Genomic DNA, 19,643 nt, shown 5'->3' with positions numbered 1-19,643 from the left:
TTAGTTTGCCGGCTGCTTTATTTTACAGGCTGATGGTATTTTAGCTATTGACCAAATCACTATTATGTATCTTCGTTGCCATGCTAAAAAAGCTATTGTTGTTTTGTGTGCTCGTTTTTTGTTTCGCGCTGAGTTGTAACCGCAAAACCGACCTGTATAAAGTGGTTGGTGTAAAAGATGGCGACACCATGGTGCTGCTCTCGCCCCAAAACCAACAGGTAACGGTAAGGCTGGCCGAGGTAGATTGCCCGGAGAAAAGTCAGGCCTATGGGCAGGCCGCAAAGCAATTTACCTCAGACCTGTGCTTTGGTAAAATGGTGCGGCTAATCGTTAATAACACCGACCGCTACGGCCGTACCGTAGGCTGGGTTGAACTGGAGGATGGCACAAGCGTAAATAAGCAGCTGGTTAAGAATGGTTATGCCTGGCAATACCGCGCCTATTCAAAAAGTATGGAGCTGGCCATGCTGGAGCAGCAGGCCCGCCAAAGCCGCCTCGGCTTATGGCAGGATGCCAACCCTACACCACCCTGGAACTTCCGCAAAGGTGAGCGGGAACAGCGGCTCGACAAAAAGCAGGACAAGCCTAAAAAGAAACGTACTTATCGTAAGCGCCGCCGCAAACACTTGGATACGCTGGCTTTTTAAAACGCTGTACAATACTTATCTTTCCTGCAAATACCTCACACTCAAAAATGAAAGTATTTAAAGCGATCATCTGCCTCGTATTTACCGGTGCGCTCATCTGGGCGCTGCAAACCAAGTTTGGCGATATACCCCCGCTGGGCAATTTCCTGAACCCTTCAACCGGGTTTTGGCAAAACGCCGAAAGCAAAAATATTCTCCCGCAAGAGAAACTTAAATTAAGCGATCTGCAGGATGAGGTTACCGTACAGTTTGATGATAACCGCATTCCGCACATCTTCGCTAAAAACGACCATGACCTGTACTACGTGCAAGGCTACCTTACCGCCAAGGCGCGCCTGTGGCAAATGGATATCCAAACCCGCAGTGCGGCGGGCAGGCTATCAGAGGTGGTTGGCCCTAAGGCACTGGAACTTGACCGCTACCACCGCCGCATGGGCATGACCTACGGCGCCGAGCATACTTTACAGGGCATCATGAAAGACCCGGTAATGGGTAAAGTAATACAAGCTTATAGCGATGGTGTAAATGCCTATATTAAACACCTTAAACCCGGTGGCTATCCTTTGGAGTTTAAACTGCTGGGTTATGCGCCCGAAGAGTGGAAACCCATTAATTCGGCCTACTTGCTGAAGTTGATGTCGGAAACTTTGGCCGGTGGCTCAAACGAGTTGGGGCTTACCAACGTGCTCAATAAGTTTGGCGCGAAGGTCACCAATGATCTTTTTCCTGATTACCCTATGCATGAGGATCCCATTATCCCCGCAGGTACAAAATGGGATTTTAAACCGTTGCCCATACCGCAACCGCCCCCGGCTTTTAAGGCGCAGCTGATGGCGGCTATGCAAAACAAGGAAAAGGTAGAGGGCATAGGCAGTAATAACTGGGCGGTAAGCGGCTCCAAAACGGCTACAGGTTACCCCATGCTGGCTAATGACCCGCATTTGAACCTAACCTTCCCATCCATATGGTACCAGGTGCAAATGGTTGGGCCGGGAGTAAATGTTTACGGCGTTACCCTGCCCGGCGCGCCCTGCGTGGTGATAGGTTATAACCAGAAAATAAGCTGGGGAGTTACCAATGTAGATGCCGACGTGCTGGACTGGTACCAGGTGAAATTTAAAGATGCCGGCCGTAATGAGTACTGGTATAATAACAAATGGAATAAAGTTACCCGCAAGGTTGAAGTGATAAAGGTAAGGGGGCAGGCCGATGTAATAGATACGGTACTGTACACCCATCATGGTCCGGTGGTGTACGATAATGAAGAGATGCGTAAAAAGGGCCGCTCCAATGTACCTGCCGGAAACGCGCTGCGCTGGATAGCGCACGACGAAAGCGACGAGTTTAAAACCTTCTACCTGCTTAACCGGGCGGCCAATTATGCCGATTACCGTAAGGCTTTAACCTATTACACCGCTCCGGCGCAAAATTTTGTGTTCGCCTCGGCAGATAACGATATCGCCATTACGCCTAATGGTAAACTGCCGCTCAAGTACAAAGACCAGGGTAAGTTTATCTTAGACGGCAGCAACCCCGCGAATGACTGGCAGGGTTGGATCCCTTATGACCAAAACCCAACGGTGAAAAATCCGCCTCGTGGTTTTGTGAGTTCGGCCAACCAATCATCTACAGACCCAACTTATCCTTACTATATCAACTGGAAGTTTGAGGGTTATGAACGCGGCAAGCGCATTAACGACCGGCTTGGCGCCATGAAAAAAGTCACGGTGGATAGCCTGCGTTTGTTACAGATGGACGATTACAGTATACGTGCACAGGATATTTTGCCTACCATGCTCAAATACCTGGATGCCTCCAAGCTGGATGATAGTCAGTTGGCTGCCCTGAATGCCCTGAAAAAATGGGATAAGTTCTACAAAGTAAACTCGATAAGGGCAACCATATTTGAGAACTGGTGGCATAAATTATATGATTTTACCTGGCGCGATAATTTCGGCAGTAAAGATACGGTTTACGATTACCCCACCATGGACCGCACCGAGGCTTTGCTGATGAAACAGCCTAACTCGGTTTGGTTTGATAATAAACGTACACCGGTAGTAGAAACCGCTACGGATGTGGTAATGGCCTCTTTCACTGCTACGGTTGATGAGCTAACGCGCAAATACGGCAAAGTGGGCGCTTCATGGCAATGGGGTAAGATAAAAGCTTTTGAAGTGGCCCATTTGGGGCATGTGCCTGGTTTGGGTTCAGGTAATTTTGAATCGGGCGGCGCGGGTTCTACGGTAAACGCCCTGATAGACGGGCATGGCCCATCTTGGCGTATGGTGGTGCAGTTAGGGCCACAGCCTCAGGGCTACGGCATATTACCGGGCGGGCAATCAGGCAATCCCGGCAGTTTTTATTATGATGATATGTTAAAGACCTGGCAGCAGGGGAAGCTGAACCATTTGCTCTACCTGCACACCTCAGCAGAGAAATCGCCGCGCATTAAAACGACGCTAACCCTAATCAAATAAAAAGATATGTTATTCGGAATGATACTCTTACTGGCCTTTGTTTGCGGCTACCTGATCCCCTGGTGGGCGGCCTGCGCGTTGGCATTTATCGCGGCCATTATCCTTGGCAGAACATCCCGGCAGGCGTTTTGGTCGGGCTTTGGCGGTTTGGCCATTGCATGGGCGGCCCTGGCTTTGTTAAAAAGCATCCCCAACGATCACTTACTGGCCACCCGCGTAGCGCAGGTATTCCACTTAAAATACTGGTGGGCCATGCTGGCGGTTACCGTCTTAATAGGCGGTGTAGTGGGAGGTTTTTCGGCCTTATCAGGGCTTTTGGTGAAGAAGGTGTTTGAGAACAGTTGATAACTCTTCGCGAAATTTAATATTTAATAATGGAAATTCGAGATTATATAACCTTAATAGTACTGTTGGTAACTGTGGTGTCGTCTCATTGGTTAGCGTCAAGACAAACAATAAAAAATAAAAGGAGCAAATGGATTGAAGATTTTCGATCTGAAATAGCATCTTTTATTTCTTTGTCAAGTCGTATCGACCCTAAAAATATTGACACTTTACATGAATTATCAAAAAGTGGATTTTTTGTGTTAATGTTATTGGATGATCGACGAAAAAGTCATTTAGAATTAACTAATGAGATAGCAAAATTTAACATATTCGTAACAAAATTTTCTAGTTCAAAATTAGATGAATTCAAACAAAAGATTTCGAAAATTGTGGAGCTTGCTAAGCTTATTATAAAAGAAGAAGAAAAGAAATTGTAAAAATAGTGTAGTCAAAGTTTCTCACTTCCACCTTTAAATATATTAAGCTTACACTTAAAAAAATGCCCGAACTGTTAAGTTCGGGCATTTCATTTAAAACGGTTGTACTTATTTAAAACTTTCCAAAGTAGCTTTCAATTTAACTATAGCCGCGTTGGTGCTGGTAGCGCGGTACTATTTTGATTGGGCAACGTCTGTAATTGTGATAAATAGTTCGGGGTTAGTTAGAACATTATATGGTTCAGAACTAACTCCATTACTGTATATTTTATCATCTTTTTCTAAAGGCACGAATGTTCCGGATAATAAAACTGTTTCTCCCTGACTTACTTTTTTAAGCCAATTCAAAGAAGCTTTGTCACTCATGGGAACACGTGCCGTAAGAATGATGTTATCAAACTCTGGATATTTATCATCCGGATTATCATCCCTAATTACATAGAACTCCGTTTCGGCTATCTTATCAGTTGAACCTAATATTTTAGTTTCTCCTACTACGACTACCCACTTTGAGAAGCTTTGCGGCATAACCTTTTGCACATAATTGTTTACGTCAGTCATTGCAGCCTGTGAAATTTCTTCTTTCTCTATATCGCTACCACTGGAGCTGTATTTATATAGCCATTTATTAAATTCTTTCAATAATTCTCTTTCAGATTTAGGCCAATTTGCTGTCCTATCTTTTGGCTTAATATTAGGTGAGACCTGTTGAGTTCTTTGTACGCATGCAGAGGAACACAAAATTAAAATTGAGAAAATTATTTTAAGACTTTTCATCTATAATTGATATGATTTAGATTAACAATAATATTAAAATTTGTCTAAATAATAAAAATTATCGTTAGTCGAAGTTTCTCACTTCCACCTAAAATACATTAAGCTTTCAGCTTAAACAAAAAATGCCCGAACCATTAAGTTCGGGCATTTTATTTAAGAAGCCATTACGCTTATTTAAAACTTTCCAAAGTGGCTTTCAATTTAGCTATAGCCGCGTTGGTGCTGGTAGCGCGATTGAAGATCTCACCTGAGTCGGCATCGGCACCATAAAAATCAGCATTGGCCGATTTGTTAATGGCCAGGTTAGAGCCGTTTATGCTGATACCTGCGAATAAACCTTTACTGCGCGAATAGCTGTAAACTTCAGCTTCCAGTTTGTAATCTGTGCTGGCCGTAGAACTGCGACCCACCGGACCTGCTGCCGCGGAGATGTCGCCACCAATGGTAAAGTCACCATCCTTCACTTCGGTAAGTACGCCTTTGTGGTGGAAAACCAACACCATATCAACAGACTGTACGCCTATCTGGAAACCAATGCTGCCACCTGTAAGGGTAATAAACACCGGGTCGCTCCATTTGCCATCGGGCAGTTTAACCATGGCAAGTCCTTGTCCGCGTTTGCCGCCAATACCAAAACCGGCGTTTATCAGTTTCGGAATGATCACGATGCCCTCGTACTCCTCTAATAGTTGGTGAGGGATGGTTTCTTTCATCTTGCTAAAATCTTTCAGCACAACGGTAGCCTCGTTTATTTTTTTAATTCCTTTTTCCTGTGCCCAGGCGGCCGGTGTAAGCATCATAAACATGCTTAACAGTAGGGGTAAGCCTAAAAATTTTAAATTTTTCATAACGATGTTTTCTTGTGCAATTATAACTCCCTTACAGAATATTTGTTGCGGAAGGAGGATAAAATGATTTTAGATTTACGATTGAGGATGTACGATTTGTGATTTTAGATTTACGATGTACGATTTTAGATTTAGGGTTCCAGATTTACGATTTAGATGGATTATTTAACACGTTATATGTGCAATGTGCAGATTTCAGATATGCAGGTTCTATTACATCGCTTGTAAATAAACCGACGTTTTTAGTTTACTATTTTGAATTCGTAAATCTAAAATCGTAATTCTAAAATCAATTAATCTAAAATCGTACATCACCATTATCTTTGCGCTTACATGATACAGCCGGGTAAGCAACAGGTATTTTCTATTAATAACGAGGAACAATTCTTATCAACGGCGTTGCAGGTGTTTAGATACCAGTCAGAAAATAATGCCGTTTATAAGCAGTTTGTAGATGGTTTAGGGGTAGATGTGGCGGCGGTTGCGTCTATAGAGCAGATACCTTTTTTGCCAGTGGAGTTTTTTAAGGCGCACCAGGTGGTTGCCGGTAGCGGATCACCGCAGATCATCTTCACAAGTTCAGGCACTACGGGTATGGTCACCAGCAGTCATTACGTAAATGATGTAAGCTGGTATGAAGAGAGCTTCCGCAAGGCATTTGAACTATTCTATGGCGACATAAAAAGCTATACCGTTTTAGCTTTGCTGCCAGCTTACCTGGAACGTGAGGGTTCATCGCTGATCTACATGGCGCAGGACATGATCAACCAATCTGGTAATTCTGATAGCGGCTTCTACCTTTATAATCACCAGGACCTTTACCAAACCCTGCTTAAACAACAGGCGGAAAACAAGCCCACTTTACTAATAGGGGTAACCTTTGCTTTACTGGATTTTATCGACACCTATCAGCTCAGCTTCCCGGAACTCATTGTGATGGAAACCGGTGGCATGAAGGGCCGCCGTAAAGAAATGATACGTGAAGAACTGCATGCCGCGCTTTGCACGGGCTTTGGCGTACAGCACATCCATTCCGAGTATGGGATGACGGAGCTTTTATCGCAGGCTTACTCTATTGGCGAAGGTATATTTAACTGCCCGCCCTGGATGCGCATTATTACACGTGACACTAATGATCCGCTCAGCCTTGTAGAAACCGGCAAAACCGGTGGCGTGAATATTATTGACCTGGCCAATATCCATTCCTGCTCCTTTATCGCCACGCAGGACCTCGGTAAGGTATATGCTGATGGTTCCTTTGAAATATTGGGCCGGTTTGATAATTCAGATATTCGCGGTTGTAATTTGCTGGTATCATGATATTGGGTATCTTTATCCCAATATATCGTGACTAAACCCTATAACAATTTAAACCCAAAAGCGCTGGTTGCTTTTGGGATCATACTTTTCTTATCGTGCCTGCATATTGCTTTACATGCACAAAGCTTTTATGTATGTACCAGCAATTTTCGTCTCCAGAAAGTAACCTTTACGCCAAATGGTTTACAAACCCAACAGGTTGAAGGCTGCGGTAATGGAACGTTTTTTTCTATCGCCGTAGATAACACCAAGCTGTATTACAATGATATCAACGCGGGTTTATATAGCGCCGACCTGGTTACTACCGGTAATACAACAACGGTCACCAACTGTAAGTACATCACATCTGCCCCGGGTAATGCTTTAACTGTTGGGAAAGATGGGGTTTATTATGTTTATGGCTATGGCACGGAATTAATGGTGGTGAACCCGGCAACCGGCGCGGCTAAATCATTGGGTGTTATGCCTTATGGCCCATCCGGCGATCTGGTGTTTTACAACAACGAATTATACATGGCCAACTACGCAGGTATCGTTAAGATACCCCTGAACGACCCCTCAAAGGCTTTTTTGTGGCTGCCTATACCCGATGCGTCTATTTACGGGCTGGCAACCGTTAAAGTAGGCAATTTGATAAAGGCCTACGCGTTTACCGGTGTTTCCGGCGGCACCAACGTGCTTGAGCTCGACCTCAATAAAAGGCAGGTAGTAGGAAGTATTGGTACATTACCCTATGTTGTTTACGACGCGGGCAGCCCGGTTGAAACAGCTGTTGAGCCGCCGCTGCAAATAAAAGAGGTGAAAGTGACCAGGGATTGCGATAAGCCTAACAAGGGTACCGCCGAGGTGGTAACCGATGTACACGCGAGTGAATATACCTACACGCTTAATAATGGCGCGAGCAACACTACAGGTTTATTTACCAACCTTGCGCCGGGTAATTATACAGTAACGGTTAAAGCAGAAGGGCAGCCAGAAAAAGTCCAGGGCTTTACTATACCCGATTACAACCTTACCGCGCCAACGATAGTGCCGGTTTTGGTAAACCCGGTTTGTGATATTAAAGGAAGCATACAATTAAAGATCAGCACCAATGGTTATCGCATTAAGTATAATAATGCGCTTTACGATAGCGGCTACTTATTTGCGGACCTATTGCCGGGTGCCTATCATTTTACTATAGTTAACGAGCAGGGTTGTGTGATAGATGAAAAGGACTATACCCTTGTGCAGAATGTTTGCCCGCCCATCACTATAACTGCCATCAATGTTGATGCCGAGTGTAAAAAGTATGGTTTAGCGGTAGTTAACGTATCAACGCTACCGCATCCGGATAAATACAGCTATACTTTAGCGGGTACAACTAATATTGACGGTACATTTACCGATTTGTTGCCCGGTACGTATAAACTGGTTATAGTATCATCGGCAGATAAGAAGGAGACTACAGTAGTGGTGCCCGATTTTAAAATTGTAAATAAGCCCAACCTGCTGCCGGTAGTAAAAAACGCTATATGTACCGCTAACGGAAATATAAAATTTATGCCCAACGGCGATATAAAAGGTGCTGCCAAGGTATTATATAACAATACTACCTATAAAATAGGGCAGTTGATACCTGATCTGCCGGTAGGCTCGTATCATTTTACCATCCTAACCGAGCAGGATTGCATTTTAGATGAGGTTGACCTGCAGGTAAACGAAGATAAATGCGACCCGGTTGACTTCCCTAATGCCTTTACGCCTAATAATGATGGTGCTAATGATATTTTCAGGCCCAATCAGGATAGCAACCCTATTAAGTACAGCATGATGGTTTTTGCTCGTAACGGGCAGCAAATGTTTCAAACCAATAATATCCTCCTTGGTTGGGATGGTACATTTAAAGGCGCTGCAGTTCCCGCCGGGGTTTATTATTGGGTATGTACCTACACAATGGGCGATTTCGTTACCGTGAGTAAAAAAGGATGGGTTACGCTGGTAAGATAATGGCGTTACATTTGATTTGCCATTTTCACGTATAATAATATTATTTTTGCCGGCATCAATACATCAACATCATGATTGACAAATTTTTAAACGAAGAGCAAGACCCTAAAGCGGTTGAAAAAGTATACAGCCGCCTGGTTGACCTGTTAACCACCAGCGAGGAGATTATTTACATAGCGGTGCAAAAAAAGCCTTTGGTAAACCTTTTCCCGGATTGTATTGCCATTACTAACAAACGTATTTTATTTTTTACACCGGCTAACCTGGGCCTTTCCATTAAGTTTGTTGATTTTGTATGGAAGGATGTGGTTGATGTATTTACCAAGGAAGAGATCATCGGGGCGGTATTCAGCATAAAAACCACCGGCGGTGCCGAAATGGGGGTTGATTACCTGCCAAAGGTACAAGCCCGCAAATTATACCAGTATGCCCAGGAGCGTAAGGAAGCAGAGCGCGAACTACGTCGCCAGCGCGAACTGGAAGAAAAGCGTGCCGAATCGGGCTCCATACAGGTAGATCATCCTGCACAAGCGGTGTTCCAGCCGTCGGCCCCGGTAGTGCAGCAACCGCCGTTACAGGCGCCAGCCCCAGCCCCGGAAGAGCCTAAAAAAGACGAACTCACCGAAAAATTAAAACGCCTCAAAACACTATTTGAAAGCGGTTTAATCTCTCAGGAAGAATATAACAACAAGAAGTTAGAGCTGCTGAGTGATTTTTAGGTTAGAGATTGGAGATTAGTTGACCAGAGATTAGGAAGCTATCTATTAACTAATCTCTAATTACCCAATCTCTAATCACTAAATTAAACGATCATCAAAGCTAAATGGGTGGGTATTGATAATGCTCACCTTTTTTATGTCGGGGTGCCAGGGATTAATGAGATAATTGTATTCCTGCGGTACAATGGCCGAGGGTACCTTCATCATCAGGTATCTGGTTTCCTGTATAAACTGGTTGCCTATCTGTTTTAACTCCGCCGGTGATGACGCGTCCTGCCAGTTTGGGGGAAGTGTGGTGGTGTCCAGTGTAAGAATACTATGTTCGGGTACCTTCACCTCGGCTATACAAAAGTTAGCCGGCGTAACCAGCGGCTGTATGTGTACCAGTACCTCCAGCACGGCAAGTGCCCTGCTCGATGCCAGGTAAACCATTGACCGGCCTTCGCTGTTCCAGCGGCCGCCGTACAAACGGGCGCCGGTACCGGTAAGGTCATTAATGTAGCGGCAGTTGCTGATGCGGTAGAGTATCATTAAGCGAAAATACCGTACTCAATGCGGCCAAGCTCTTTAAAAACCATATCAAAACCCGCGGAAGTATCTAATATGGTAACCGGTGCCTCGCCGTTGAACACAAGGCTTGGGGTTTTTATCCAAAGTTTGAACTTATCCATTGAGCCGAATACTTCTTCGCCGCGGGCATATAAACGTGCCAGTTCAACGGCCTTTTCGGCGTATTCGGTTTTAAGGATGGCATCATCCTCATAGCGTTGCAGGGTACGCTCTGATATATGCAGAATGTTGGCTAACTCCTGTATGGTTAATGATATTTTTTTAGCCAGCGCCAGCAACGTTTTTTTAGGGAAACCCTGCCTTGCCAGTTTAATAATATCAAACTCTGAAGATGATTTTGCAGGCTTGGTGCTTAGCAAATCATAAAACGGGGTTACCGAACTTTGGGTAATATACATAGCCATTGGTTCATTAACCTCGTTTTTTGATGTATGTTTTGTTTTGTACGACATTTATCCAAAAATAAATACAAAATGTCGTATTATCAAATTATTCAGCAACAATTAAAAAATAATTCTTCTTCCCTTTTTGTACCACCAGGAACTTACCGTTGATCAATTGGGCGCTGGTATACACATCTTCAGGGGTATTTACTTTTACGCGGTTAACCGATACACCGCCGCCCTGTATCATTTTCTTGGCTTCACCTTTTGATGGGAATACGGCAGATTTTCCGGCAAGCAACTCGGTGGCGTTAATACCGGCTTTAAATTCGCTTTTAGCAACGCTGAAGTTAGGTACGCCGTTGAACAAGTCGAGCACTTCGCCATCGTTCAGCTCATTTAAAAACTCGATGCCAGCGTTACCAAACAAAAACTCCGACGATTTTATCGCTTTCAGGAACTCGGCCTCGCCGTGTACGCGTATGGTAATATCTTTAGCCAGAGCTTTTTGCAGCACGCGCAGGTGTGGGGCCGCATCATGCTCGGCTTCCATGGCCTCAATGGTATGGCGGTCAAACAGGGTGAAGATCCTGATGTATGATTTCGCGTCAGCATCGGTAGTGTTTAACCAGAATTGGTAGAACTGGTAAGGCGACGTGCGCGCCGGATCAAGCCAAACCGCGCCGCTCTCGGTTTTGCCGAATTTGGTACCATCCGCTTTTTTGATGAGCTGGGTAGTTAACGCGAAAGCTTCGCCACCTTCTTTACGGCGAATCATCTCAGTACCGGTAACAATATTACCCCACTGGTCGCTGCCACCCATCTGCAGTACGCAGCTTTTATGTTTCCAGAGGTAGTAAAAATCGTAGCCCTGCACTAACTGGTAAGTGAACTCGGTGAAAGACATACCCGTGTCGCCCTCCAGGCGTTTTTTAACAGAATCTTTCGCCATCATATAATTCACGGTGATGTGCTTGCCTACATCGCGGATAAAATCAAGAAAAGTGAAATTCTTGAACCAGTCGTAGTTATTCACCATTTCGGCGCTGTTGGCGCCGCTGTTAAAATCAAGAAAGTTTTTAAGCTGTTCCCTTACGCAGTTTAAGTTATGCTGCAGAACATCTTCTGAAAGCAGGTTACGCTCGGCAGATTTACCAGACGGATCGCCTACCATGCCGGTTGCGCCGCCAACCAACGCGTAAGGCTTGTGGCCCGCGCGCTGAAAGTGTATCAGCGTCATGATCTGGGTAAGGTGGCCTACATGCAGCGAATCAGCCGTAGGGTCGAAACCGATATAGCCCGATGCCATACCTTTATTTAGTAATTCTTCGGTTCCGGGCATAATATCATGCAGCATGCCTCTCCAGCGTAGTTCTTCAACAAAATTCATAACAATAATATAATGAGCAAATATGCGAGGTGCAAAGCTAAAAATATTCTATAGATGTACGATTTACGATTTCAGATGTACGATATGGGATTTTAGATTTACGATTTACTATTTTGGATGTACGATATAGGATTTTAAATGTACAATATAGGATTTTAGATTTACGATTTAGGATATACCATTCTAATACGCTGATCTTTACATTATCTCCCATGTGATACATTAGCGAAGAATTGCCCTATACATTTAAAAATCGTACATCTAAAATCGTAAATCTAAAATGTACTCATCTGCACATTTTTTCCTATTTTACGTTCTATCTGTATGAACTTTCTATCGCATTACTATTTCGACCGTGATACCGATAACTGTTACTTTGTATTGGGTACCGTACTGCCCGATCTGTTAAAGAATGCGGATAAGAACGTGATACTGCACCCCGAAAAGCTAAAACACCCGGATAAAAACGTTAACCATATTATTGCCGGTTGGAACAAGCACCTCGAGGTTGACAGGCATTTCCATAGCGATGATTTTTTTCTTACCCACTCGCATCAGCTTAAAAAAGAACTTACACCCGCTATCATAGGCTCGCCGGTTAAGCCCTTCTTTTTAGGGCATATCGCTATTGAATTGATACTGGATAACCTGCTTATCACCACCGGTGAAATAGGCATTAACGAATTTTACGACCACCTGGATAGCTGCCGGGAAGAAACCATAACTGAGTTTCTGAAGTTCGCGGAGATGAAAGACCCCGAAAAGTTCCTGCGCTTTTACCGTGAGTTCAGGAAAAGCCGTTACCTGCACACCTATATTAATATCGACCAGATCACCTATGCGCTCAAACGCATCTGCATGCGGGTTTGGCCAAATCCTTTTACCGCCGGGCAGGAGGCCAGTATGACCACCATTTTACTTAACTACCGGCTGGGGCTGATGGATGGCTTTATGGAGGTATTCAATAGCATATCAGCTAAACTGGCTTTGCCGGACAAAAATTGAAAAACTGCCGGTGAAGGAGCCGTGTATACGCCGCCAATATTCGCTTTTGTGCATAACTTTCTCATCCAAAGTGCTTAAAAGCCAATATTTAACCTAAATTTTTCTTTTATATACCAAAAATATATCTGTACCTTTGCAGTCCCAATTGTATTGGGAAAAAGGAGAATAAATTTTTAATGGCAAAAAAACAAGAAGCAGAAAAAGAATTAAAAGCGAAGCAGGCAGAGCTGGAGACAGTATCTGGTGCTCAAAAGGAAACTGTTGAATCAGAAGCAGATTCAATCTCGATCGAAGACATCAAGTCGCAGATCGCAGCAACACCAGATCAGGATTTTGACTGGGATGCTGATGAAAAGAAATTTGGTAACTACAGCGATAGCGACCGTGAGAAATTCGAAAAACTTTATGATGGCACTTTCAGCTCTATCACAAAAGGCGAAATTATCAGCGGTACCGTTGTAAGCATCAACAACAAAGACGTGGTATTAAACATCGGCTTTAAATCTGACGGTTTGGTATCAGTTTCTGAATTCCGTGATATGCCTGAACTTAAAGTAGGCGACACTGTTGAAGTATTTGTTGAGTCGCAGGAAGATGCTAACGGCCAGTTAGTACTTTCACGCAAACGTGCTAAAACACAAAAATCATGGGAGCGCATTAATTCAGCTTTAGATAACGATGAGATCATCACCGGTTTTGTAAAAAGCCGTACCAAAGGTGGTTTAATTGTTGATATCATGGGCGTTGAAGCCTTCTTACCAGGTTCACAGATCGATATCAAACCTATTCGTGATTACGATGTGTACGTTGGTAAAACAATGGAATTCAAAGTTGTTAAGATCAACCACGAGTTTAAAAACGTAGTGGTATCGCACAAAGTGCTGATCGAAGACGATCTGGAAAACCAAAAAACTGAAATTGTTGCCAAACTTGAAAAAGGCCAGGTACTGGAAGGTACTGTTAAAAACATTACTGATTTCGGTGTATTCATTGACCTTGGTGGTGTTGACGGCTTGTTGCACATTACAGATATATCTTGGGGCCGTATCGAGCATCCACGCGAAGTGTTGTCATTGGATCAAAAGATCAACGTGGTTGTTCTTGACTTTGATGACGAGAAAAAACGTATCGCTCTTGGTTTAAAACAACTTACTCCACACCCTTGGCAGTCGCTTGACGAGAACATCCAGGTAGGTTCAAAAGTAAAAGGTAAAATTGTTACTGTTGCAGATTACGGCGCGTTCTTAGAGATCATCCCTGGTGTTGAAGGTTTGATCCACGTATCAGAAATGTCATGGTCACAAAACCTGCGCAACCCACAAGAGTTCCTGAAAGTAGGTGACGAAGTTGAAGCTCAGGTTTTAACTTTAGACCGCGACGAGCGCAAAATGAGCCTGGGTATTAAACAATTAACGCCTGATCCATGGCAGCATGCCGCTGAGAAATATGCTACAGGCACTCAGCACGTTGCTACCGTTAAAAACATGACCAACTTTGGTGTGTTTGTTGAACTGGAAGACGGTATTGATGGTTTAATTCACATCTCTGACCTTTCATGGTCTAAAAAAGTTAACCACCCTAACGAGTTTACTAAAGTAGGCGAGAAGTTAGATGTAGTGGTATTAGAACTTGATGTTGAAAACCGCAAACTGAGCTTAGGCCACAAACAGCTGGAAGAAAACCCTTGGGATACTTTTGAAACCATCTTCACTATTGACTCAATACATGAAGGTACCGTATTAAAAGTAACTGATAAAGGTGCTATCGTAGCTTTACCTTACGGTGTTGAAGGCTTCTGCCCAACCAAACACCTGGTTAAAGAGGATGGCAAATCAATCAAAGCTGATGAAACTGCCGAGTTCAAGATCATCGAGTTCAACAAAGAGAACAAACGTATCGTAATTTCACACTCACGTATATGGGAAGAAGCTCGCGCTGATGCTCGTGTACAGGATTTCGAAAACCGTAAAAAAGAGGCAAAAACCGCCAGCAACGCGGTGAAGAAAGTGAAAGAATCAGTAGAGAAATCAACTTTAGGCGATCTTAGCGTTCTTGCTCAGTTAAAAGAGCAAATGGAAGGCGCGGAAAGCAAAGCGGCTAAAAAGCCTGCTGCTAAAAAAGCTGAAACCGAAGCTACAGAATCTGAAGACGAGGCATAAGCTAAGTTGACAGTTCATCATATTAAGCCCTTCCGTTAACCGGAAGGGCTTTTTTTATGGCCTTGCATAAAGGCTGAAAGCGATCTAAAATCCATTGCGGTGTTCTTATAATCGCCAAAAAAATTTACCTTTGCCCAAATCCAACCAAACGATGCAAAATCTGACGCTGCTCGACGGACAAAAATTTCAGATCACTATTCAGCGTTTATGTCGTCAGTTAATTGAAAATCATAACGATTTCTCAAACTCTGTTTTAATTGGCGTACAACCACGTGGTATTTACCTGGCCAAACGCGTGGCCGAAGAACTCAGGAAAATACTACCCGAAAGCAATATACAACAGGGTGACCTGGATATTACCTTTTACCGTGATGATTTCCGCAGGCAGGGCTCGCCGCTGGTGCCCAACCAAACCCGTATTGATTTTATTATTGAAGGTAAAAAAGTGATCATGATGGACGATGTACTGTGGACAGGCCGCACCGTGCGCGCCGCTATGGACGCCATGCAGGCTTTTGGCAGGCCCGAAAAGGTAGAGCTGCTTGCGCTGGTTGATCGCCGTTACTCGCGCCATATCCCGGTATCTGCCGATTATGTCGGCATAGAGGTAGATTCCATCGCCTCACAAAAGGTAGTGGTAAGCTGGAAAGAAACCGACGGCGAAGACAAAATTGTACTGGTATCAGACAGTAAAGAGGATTAAAAATAATATGTCATTGCAGGAGCGGGAGCGACGCGGCAATCTCATAGAAATGTATATATACGCCGTGAACGCGAAGAGATTGCCACGCTATCGCTCGCAATGACATGGTATAAATAAGTTGATAAGGCAAACAAATGGCAGGACTAAGCACACGTCACCTTTTAGGAATTAAGGATTTGAACCGTAACGATATTGAAAAGATATTTGAAACGGCCGATAATTTTAAAACCGTGCTAAACCGACCCATTAAAAAGGTGCCTTCGCTGCGCGATGTGACCATCGCCAATATCTTTTTCGAAAATTCAACCCGTACACGCCTGTCGTTTGAGCTGGCCGAAAAAAGGCTGTCTGCTGATGTAGTGAACTTCGCGGCTTCTTCTTCATCGGTAAGCAAGGGCGAAACCCTGATAGATACGGTTAACAATATCCTGGCCATGAAGGTGGATATGGTGGTGATGCGCCATCCGTACGCGGGTGCCGGTATCTTCCTGTCTAAACATGTTAATGCCCAGATCGTGAATGCCGGCGACGGCGCGCATGAGCACCCTACGCAGGCCCTTCTGGATGCTTTCTCTATCCGCGAACGTTACGGTGATGTAGCAGGTAAAAAGGTAGTGATCGTAGGGGATATCCTGCACTCGCGTGTGGCATTATCAAACATATTATGCCTGAAACAATTGGGTGCAGAGGTGATGGTATGCGGCCCGACTACGCTTATCCCTAAATACATTGGCTCATTAGGCGTAAAGGTGGAGCACGACCTGCGCAAGGCCCTTAACTGGTGCGATGTGGCTAACATGCTGCGCATACAGTTAGAACGCCAGGACATTAAATACTTCCCATCGCTGCGCGAATACACCATGATGTTTGGTTTAAACAAACAGATACTGGACAGCCTGGATAAAGAGATAACCGTAATGCACCCGGGCCCCATCAACCGTGGTGTGGAAATTACCAGCGATGTGGCCGACAGCAAACAATCCATTATACTCGACCAGGTAGAAAACGGCGTAGCCATCCGCATGGCAGTACTTTACCTGCTGGCCGGCCAGGCGGTGTAAGCAATTATGAGAAGGTTAAATGAATGGTTGATTAGCCGCGGCAAAACAAAAAGCAGCATATTATATGTGCTGTTTTGGATATCATTCATGATAGTCATTATAGCGATTCATGGAGTAATTAACCACCACAACATCATCGATAATATACTTTCTAATAAAGGATTTCTATTATTCGCTACATTATTACTCATAGCCCATTCGGGTAAGTATTATGATGATAAAGTGGCTCTAAAGAAAGAGGAGGAGCAATTAAGCAAAAAAGGGCTCACGAGAGCTGATATAAATAATATTAACTTTGTAAAGAGTTGGACTGAAAGGCGTGGTGCAGGTTTTTTAAAGTATGTTCTTTTTAATGGAGGCTTGCTACTCGGTTCGATATTTTTCCTGGCACTATCCTTTGCATTCTTTCCTACGGCTCCAAGCGGAGGCAGGCAATTCCCCGAGTTTTCTGATATGATTAACTGGATGGTAAAGTGTTGGGGTATCGGCTTCACGACGGGTGCTTTGCTTTGCATCATCATATGGAACTTATCTGAACGCAAACTGAAGCGCCTTACGGCCGCTGATATTTTTACGAACTAATCCTGATTTTAAATATATTTTTATCAGGAAGCCTGGAGAGTTGCTGGTTAATATAAAGCACCCGATGTCGGTACTTTACCAAAACTGGCAAGCCCGGCGGTGTAAACAAAATAACTGTATGCAGATAGTTGAAATAACAGGTGCCTTTAGTATGGATACAGGTGCGCCTGAACCTTTTTTAGTTTCAAATGAAAACAAGGTTGGTTTGCTTTTTCATGCAGCAGAAGAAGATGAATATCTGAACACCGCCACGGCATATTTGCCATTACTCGTAATATCGAAGTTTAGCAAGTGCTTAAAATTTTCGCTCGGAAGTCCTAATGATGAAACGCTAAGTGGCCATCCTCTTTATAAACATGGCTTAAATTCGTATGGACTTTTTGAAGTGAAAGGCTCGCCGCTGATAGATGATCTCAAGGCAATTAACAGCGTACACCCGTATTACAACAAAGAGCTTTACGAAGCTGCAAGGCATTTCATCATCACATTTCATGATAGCACCTTTGAATGTGTGGCCGAAAGTTATCAGGTAACTGTTAAACGAGCGCCTGTTGCTGTAGCGCGAATGGAATTAATGGATGCTCTTCATCATGAATGATCTTTTGTTTTTCTGAGGCTTTAAATATCCGTTCCAAAAGCGTTCCGTTATAGTTTCCAAAAGCGGTCCGTTCGGAACACCTGTTGAAAGTATATTTTTCACTGGCTGACAGGTATTTACGGCCTTGTTGTAAAGTGTTGGTTGTTGAGTGTTTGATTTTTAAGATATTGATTAACAAAGTGTTCCGTTTGTTCCGCACCCCTATACATTTATAATGGAACGCTATTACAGAGTGGCTTTTATAACCTTTTCAGCAGCTTCTTTACCGCTGCTTAACGCGGCTTCAACAGTGCCCATTGCGGTACCATTGTACAGGTATTCCCCGGCAAAAAATATCGTATTTTCAACCGGTGTAGTTAAGACATCACGTCCTTGCGGGGTTTCCACCTTATCATAAGCGTAGGAACCGCGTGTAAAAGGGTCGGCTATCCAGTTCATGATCCTGCAGGCGGTAAGTTTAGCCTTTAGTTCATCCACATTCCGCTTAAAAATTACAGCTAATGATCGTAAACCTTCGTCGCGCAGTTCATTGTCAGATCTGCCGGCCTTTTCCTGAGCGCCCGGCCCGCCTATCCAGCCGGTCAATACTTTAGAATGGTCCGGGGCTTGTGTCCACCAGGTAGGTATTTCCTCATCGCTAAACAGGTAACCCATCTGGTCAACCTTGTTGCCGGTCATGCTGCGGGTTTTGTCATCCAGCCAAAAAGCATCGTCAAAAGCAAACAGCAGTTTTATTACGGCGCCAAACCCCATCTGCCCAATAGCGGTTTGGTGTTGGGTTAGCGGTGGCTCAAATTTGATGGCGCCGGTTACCCCGGTATCAGCTTTAAGTACGCCAAGCGGTACAGCTATTACTATTTGTTCGGCCTGGTAGGTGCTGCCGTCAGCAAGGGTAGCGGTAACATGGCCCGGTTGCCAGCTAATATTTTGTACAACCGCGTTCAGGAAAACATCGCCGCCATGGTTACGGCAACTATTGGCCAGATAGCTGATCATATGGCAATACCCGCCATCCACCCGGCTCTGAGCTTCGTAGTCCTCATTTTCCCATTCCTTACGTAGGGCAAAGGTGCTGGCATCGCGCGGGTCGGCCGTATCATAACCGGAAACGAACGACCATACAGCAGCGCGTAGTTCCGCATACTTATCCTCCGAGAAATGTTGTTGCATAAAATCCCAAACCGGCACATCCTGCTCCAGTTCGTCCATGCGCCTGGTGAGCAGGTTCCAGTCATCGATCACCGTTTGGTTTTCCTCAAAACAGCCATTCCGGTAACGCCACATTTCGGTATCGGCGCTTCGGTGGGTTATGCCGGCTTCTTTCAGCAAACCGAGGGTAACAGGCAGGTTGCCGTGGATAAACTCGGCGCCAAGTTCGGTATTATTAAAAAATAACTCGTTGTTTACGGTGAATATGCGGCCGCCTGTGCGTTTCCGGGCTTCCAGAACAGTTACCTTTTTGCCTGCTTTGCTTAAAGTATACGCAGCCATGAGCCCTGCTGCGCCGGCCCCGATAATGAGAACAGTATTTTTCATAGATAGGATTTTGCAAGTTAAACCTAATAGTTGTAAGATGCAAGTAGCAGGTAATCAACGTTAAGTTTAAATAAAGCTTTAATCCTGTCGTATATATCTTTTTGTATTAATT

General features: G+C 44.3%; 19 protein-coding genes. 13 read left to right on the top strand and 6 right to left on the bottom strand.

From position 1 onward, the window contains the following. Positions 1 to 80 precede the first annotated feature (80 nt). The 4 genes from CKK33_RS15575 to CKK33_RS15560 are packed head-to-tail and all read left to right on the top strand — an operon-like array spanning position 81 to position 3,891. Positions 81 to 647 carry a thermonuclease family protein gene (locus tag CKK33_RS15575; protein WP_095704993.1) on the top strand — a complete coding sequence of 189 codons (567 nt, stop codon included), beginning with the start codon at positions 81 to 83 and terminating at the stop codon, positions 645 to 647. A gap of 47 nt (positions 648 to 694) precedes the next feature. Continuing rightward, positions 695 to 3,127 (top strand): penicillin acylase family protein, encoded by a 2,433-nt coding sequence (locus tag CKK33_RS15570; protein WP_095704992.1) that lies wholly within the window; start codon positions 695 to 697, stop codon positions 3,125 to 3,127. A 6-nt stretch (positions 3,128 to 3,133) separates the two neighbouring features. Next, positions 3,134 to 3,472 (top strand): hypothetical protein, encoded by a 339-nt coding sequence (locus CKK33_RS15565; RefSeq protein ID WP_095704991.1) that lies wholly within the window; start codon positions 3,134 to 3,136, stop codon positions 3,470 to 3,472. A 29-nt stretch (positions 3,473 to 3,501) separates the two neighbouring features. Then, positions 3,502 to 3,891 (top strand): hypothetical protein, encoded by a 390-nt coding sequence (locus CKK33_RS15560; protein WP_095704990.1) that lies wholly within the window; start codon positions 3,502 to 3,504, stop codon positions 3,889 to 3,891. Positions 3,892 to 4,065: 174 nt separating this feature from the next. Here CKK33_RS15560 and CKK33_RS15555 read toward each other — a convergent pair whose 3' ends face one another. Both CKK33_RS15555 and CKK33_RS15550 read right to left on the bottom strand, forming a co-directional pair. Beyond that, positions 4,066 to 4,668: a hypothetical protein gene (locus tag CKK33_RS15555; protein ID WP_095704989.1), complete on the bottom strand. Its 603-nt coding sequence runs from the start codon at positions 4,666 to 4,668 to the stop codon at positions 4,066 to 4,068. Positions 4,669 to 4,838: 170 nt separating this feature from the next. Then, positions 4,839 to 5,516: a lipid-binding SYLF domain-containing protein gene (locus CKK33_RS15550; protein WP_095704988.1), complete on the bottom strand. Its 678-nt coding sequence runs from the start codon at positions 5,514 to 5,516 to the stop codon at positions 4,839 to 4,841. Between the two features lie 333 nt (positions 5,517 to 5,849). Here CKK33_RS15550 and CKK33_RS15545 point away from each other — a divergent pair, with 333 nt between their 5' ends. From CKK33_RS15545 to CKK33_RS15535, 3 genes are all read left to right on the top strand, one after another. Then, positions 5,850 to 6,836 carry an acyl transferase gene (locus CKK33_RS15545; protein WP_095704987.1) on the top strand — a complete coding sequence of 329 codons (987 nt, stop codon included), beginning with the start codon at positions 5,850 to 5,852 and terminating at the stop codon, positions 6,834 to 6,836. A gap of 27 nt (positions 6,837 to 6,863) precedes the next feature. Next, complete coding sequence (locus CKK33_RS15540; protein ID WP_095704986.1) at positions 6,864 to 8,825, top strand: gliding motility-associated C-terminal domain-containing protein; 1,962 nt, start codon at positions 6,864 to 6,866, stop codon at positions 8,823 to 8,825. Positions 8,826 to 8,896: 71 nt separating this feature from the next. Further along, the gene (locus CKK33_RS15535) at positions 8,897 to 9,544 is read left to right on the top strand and encodes a PH domain-containing protein (protein WP_095704985.1); all 648 of its coding nucleotides are present in this window, start codon (positions 8,897 to 8,899) and stop codon (positions 9,542 to 9,544) included. Positions 9,545 to 9,622: 78 nt separating this feature from the next. Here CKK33_RS15535 and CKK33_RS15530 read toward each other — a convergent pair whose 3' ends face one another. Genes CKK33_RS15530 through tyrS form a run of 3 tightly spaced genes read right to left on the bottom strand, consistent with a single transcriptional unit; the run spans position 9,623 to position 11,887 of the window. Next, positions 9,623 to 10,075 carry an RES family NAD+ phosphorylase gene (locus CKK33_RS15530; RefSeq protein ID WP_095704984.1) on the bottom strand — a complete coding sequence of 151 codons (453 nt, stop codon included), beginning with the start codon at positions 10,073 to 10,075 and terminating at the stop codon, positions 9,623 to 9,625. Next, on the bottom strand, positions 10,075 to 10,566 hold the full coding sequence (locus CKK33_RS15525) for an antitoxin Xre-like helix-turn-helix domain-containing protein (protein ID WP_095704983.1): 492 nt from the start codon (positions 10,564 to 10,566) through the stop codon (positions 10,075 to 10,077). The genes CKK33_RS15530 and CKK33_RS15525 overlap by 1 nt, the downstream gene beginning before the upstream one ends. Positions 10,567 to 10,603: 37 nt before the next feature. After that, entirely contained in the window at positions 10,604 to 11,887 is a 1,284-nt protein-coding gene (gene tyrS / locus CKK33_RS15520; RefSeq protein ID WP_095704982.1) for a tyrosine--tRNA ligase, read from the bottom strand. 324 nt (positions 11,888 to 12,211) lie between these two features. Here tyrS and CKK33_RS15515 point away from each other — a divergent pair, with 324 nt between their 5' ends. From CKK33_RS15515 to CKK33_RS15490, 6 genes are all read left to right on the top strand, one after another. Next, positions 12,212 to 12,892 (top strand): hypothetical protein, encoded by a 681-nt coding sequence (locus CKK33_RS15515; RefSeq protein WP_095704981.1) that lies wholly within the window; start codon positions 12,212 to 12,214, stop codon positions 12,890 to 12,892. A gap of 176 nt (positions 12,893 to 13,068) precedes the next feature. Beyond that, positions 13,069 to 15,051: a 30S ribosomal protein S1 gene (gene rpsA / locus CKK33_RS15510; RefSeq protein ID WP_095704980.1), complete on the top strand. Its 1,983-nt coding sequence runs from the start codon at positions 13,069 to 13,071 to the stop codon at positions 15,049 to 15,051. Positions 15,052 to 15,202: 151 nt separating this feature from the next. Further along, the gene (pyrR, locus tag CKK33_RS15505; RefSeq protein WP_095704979.1) at positions 15,203 to 15,754 is read left to right on the top strand and encodes a bifunctional pyr operon transcriptional regulator/uracil phosphoribosyltransferase PyrR; all 552 of its coding nucleotides are present in this window, start codon (positions 15,203 to 15,205) and stop codon (positions 15,752 to 15,754) included. 134 nt (positions 15,755 to 15,888) lie between these two features. Then, positions 15,889 to 16,815, top strand: coding sequence for an aspartate carbamoyltransferase catalytic subunit (locus CKK33_RS15500; RefSeq protein WP_095704978.1), 927 nt, complete (start codon positions 15,889 to 15,891; stop codon positions 16,813 to 16,815). 6 nt (positions 16,816 to 16,821) lie between these two features. Beyond that, positions 16,822 to 17,397: a hypothetical protein gene (locus tag CKK33_RS15495; RefSeq protein WP_095704977.1), complete on the top strand. Its 576-nt coding sequence runs from the start codon at positions 16,822 to 16,824 to the stop codon at positions 17,395 to 17,397. A gap of 118 nt (positions 17,398 to 17,515) precedes the next feature. Then, complete coding sequence (locus tag CKK33_RS15490) at positions 17,516 to 17,995, top strand: hypothetical protein (RefSeq protein WP_143822972.1); 480 nt, start codon at positions 17,516 to 17,518, stop codon at positions 17,993 to 17,995. A gap of 225 nt (positions 17,996 to 18,220) precedes the next feature. Here CKK33_RS15490 and CKK33_RS15485 read toward each other — a convergent pair whose 3' ends face one another. Then, positions 18,221 to 19,531, bottom strand: a complete 1,311-nt coding sequence (locus tag CKK33_RS15485; RefSeq protein WP_095704975.1) for an NAD(P)/FAD-dependent oxidoreductase — start codon at positions 19,529 to 19,531, stop codon at positions 18,221 to 18,223. Positions 19,532 to 19,643: the final 112 nt, after the last annotated feature.

The sequence above is a fragment of the Mucilaginibacter sp. MD40 genome, from assembly GCF_002288635.1.
In the GTDB taxonomy this organism is placed as follows: Bacteria; Bacteroidota; Bacteroidia; order Sphingobacteriales; family Sphingobacteriaceae; genus Mucilaginibacter.
This window is presented reverse-complemented; position numbering and strand designations above follow the sequence as displayed.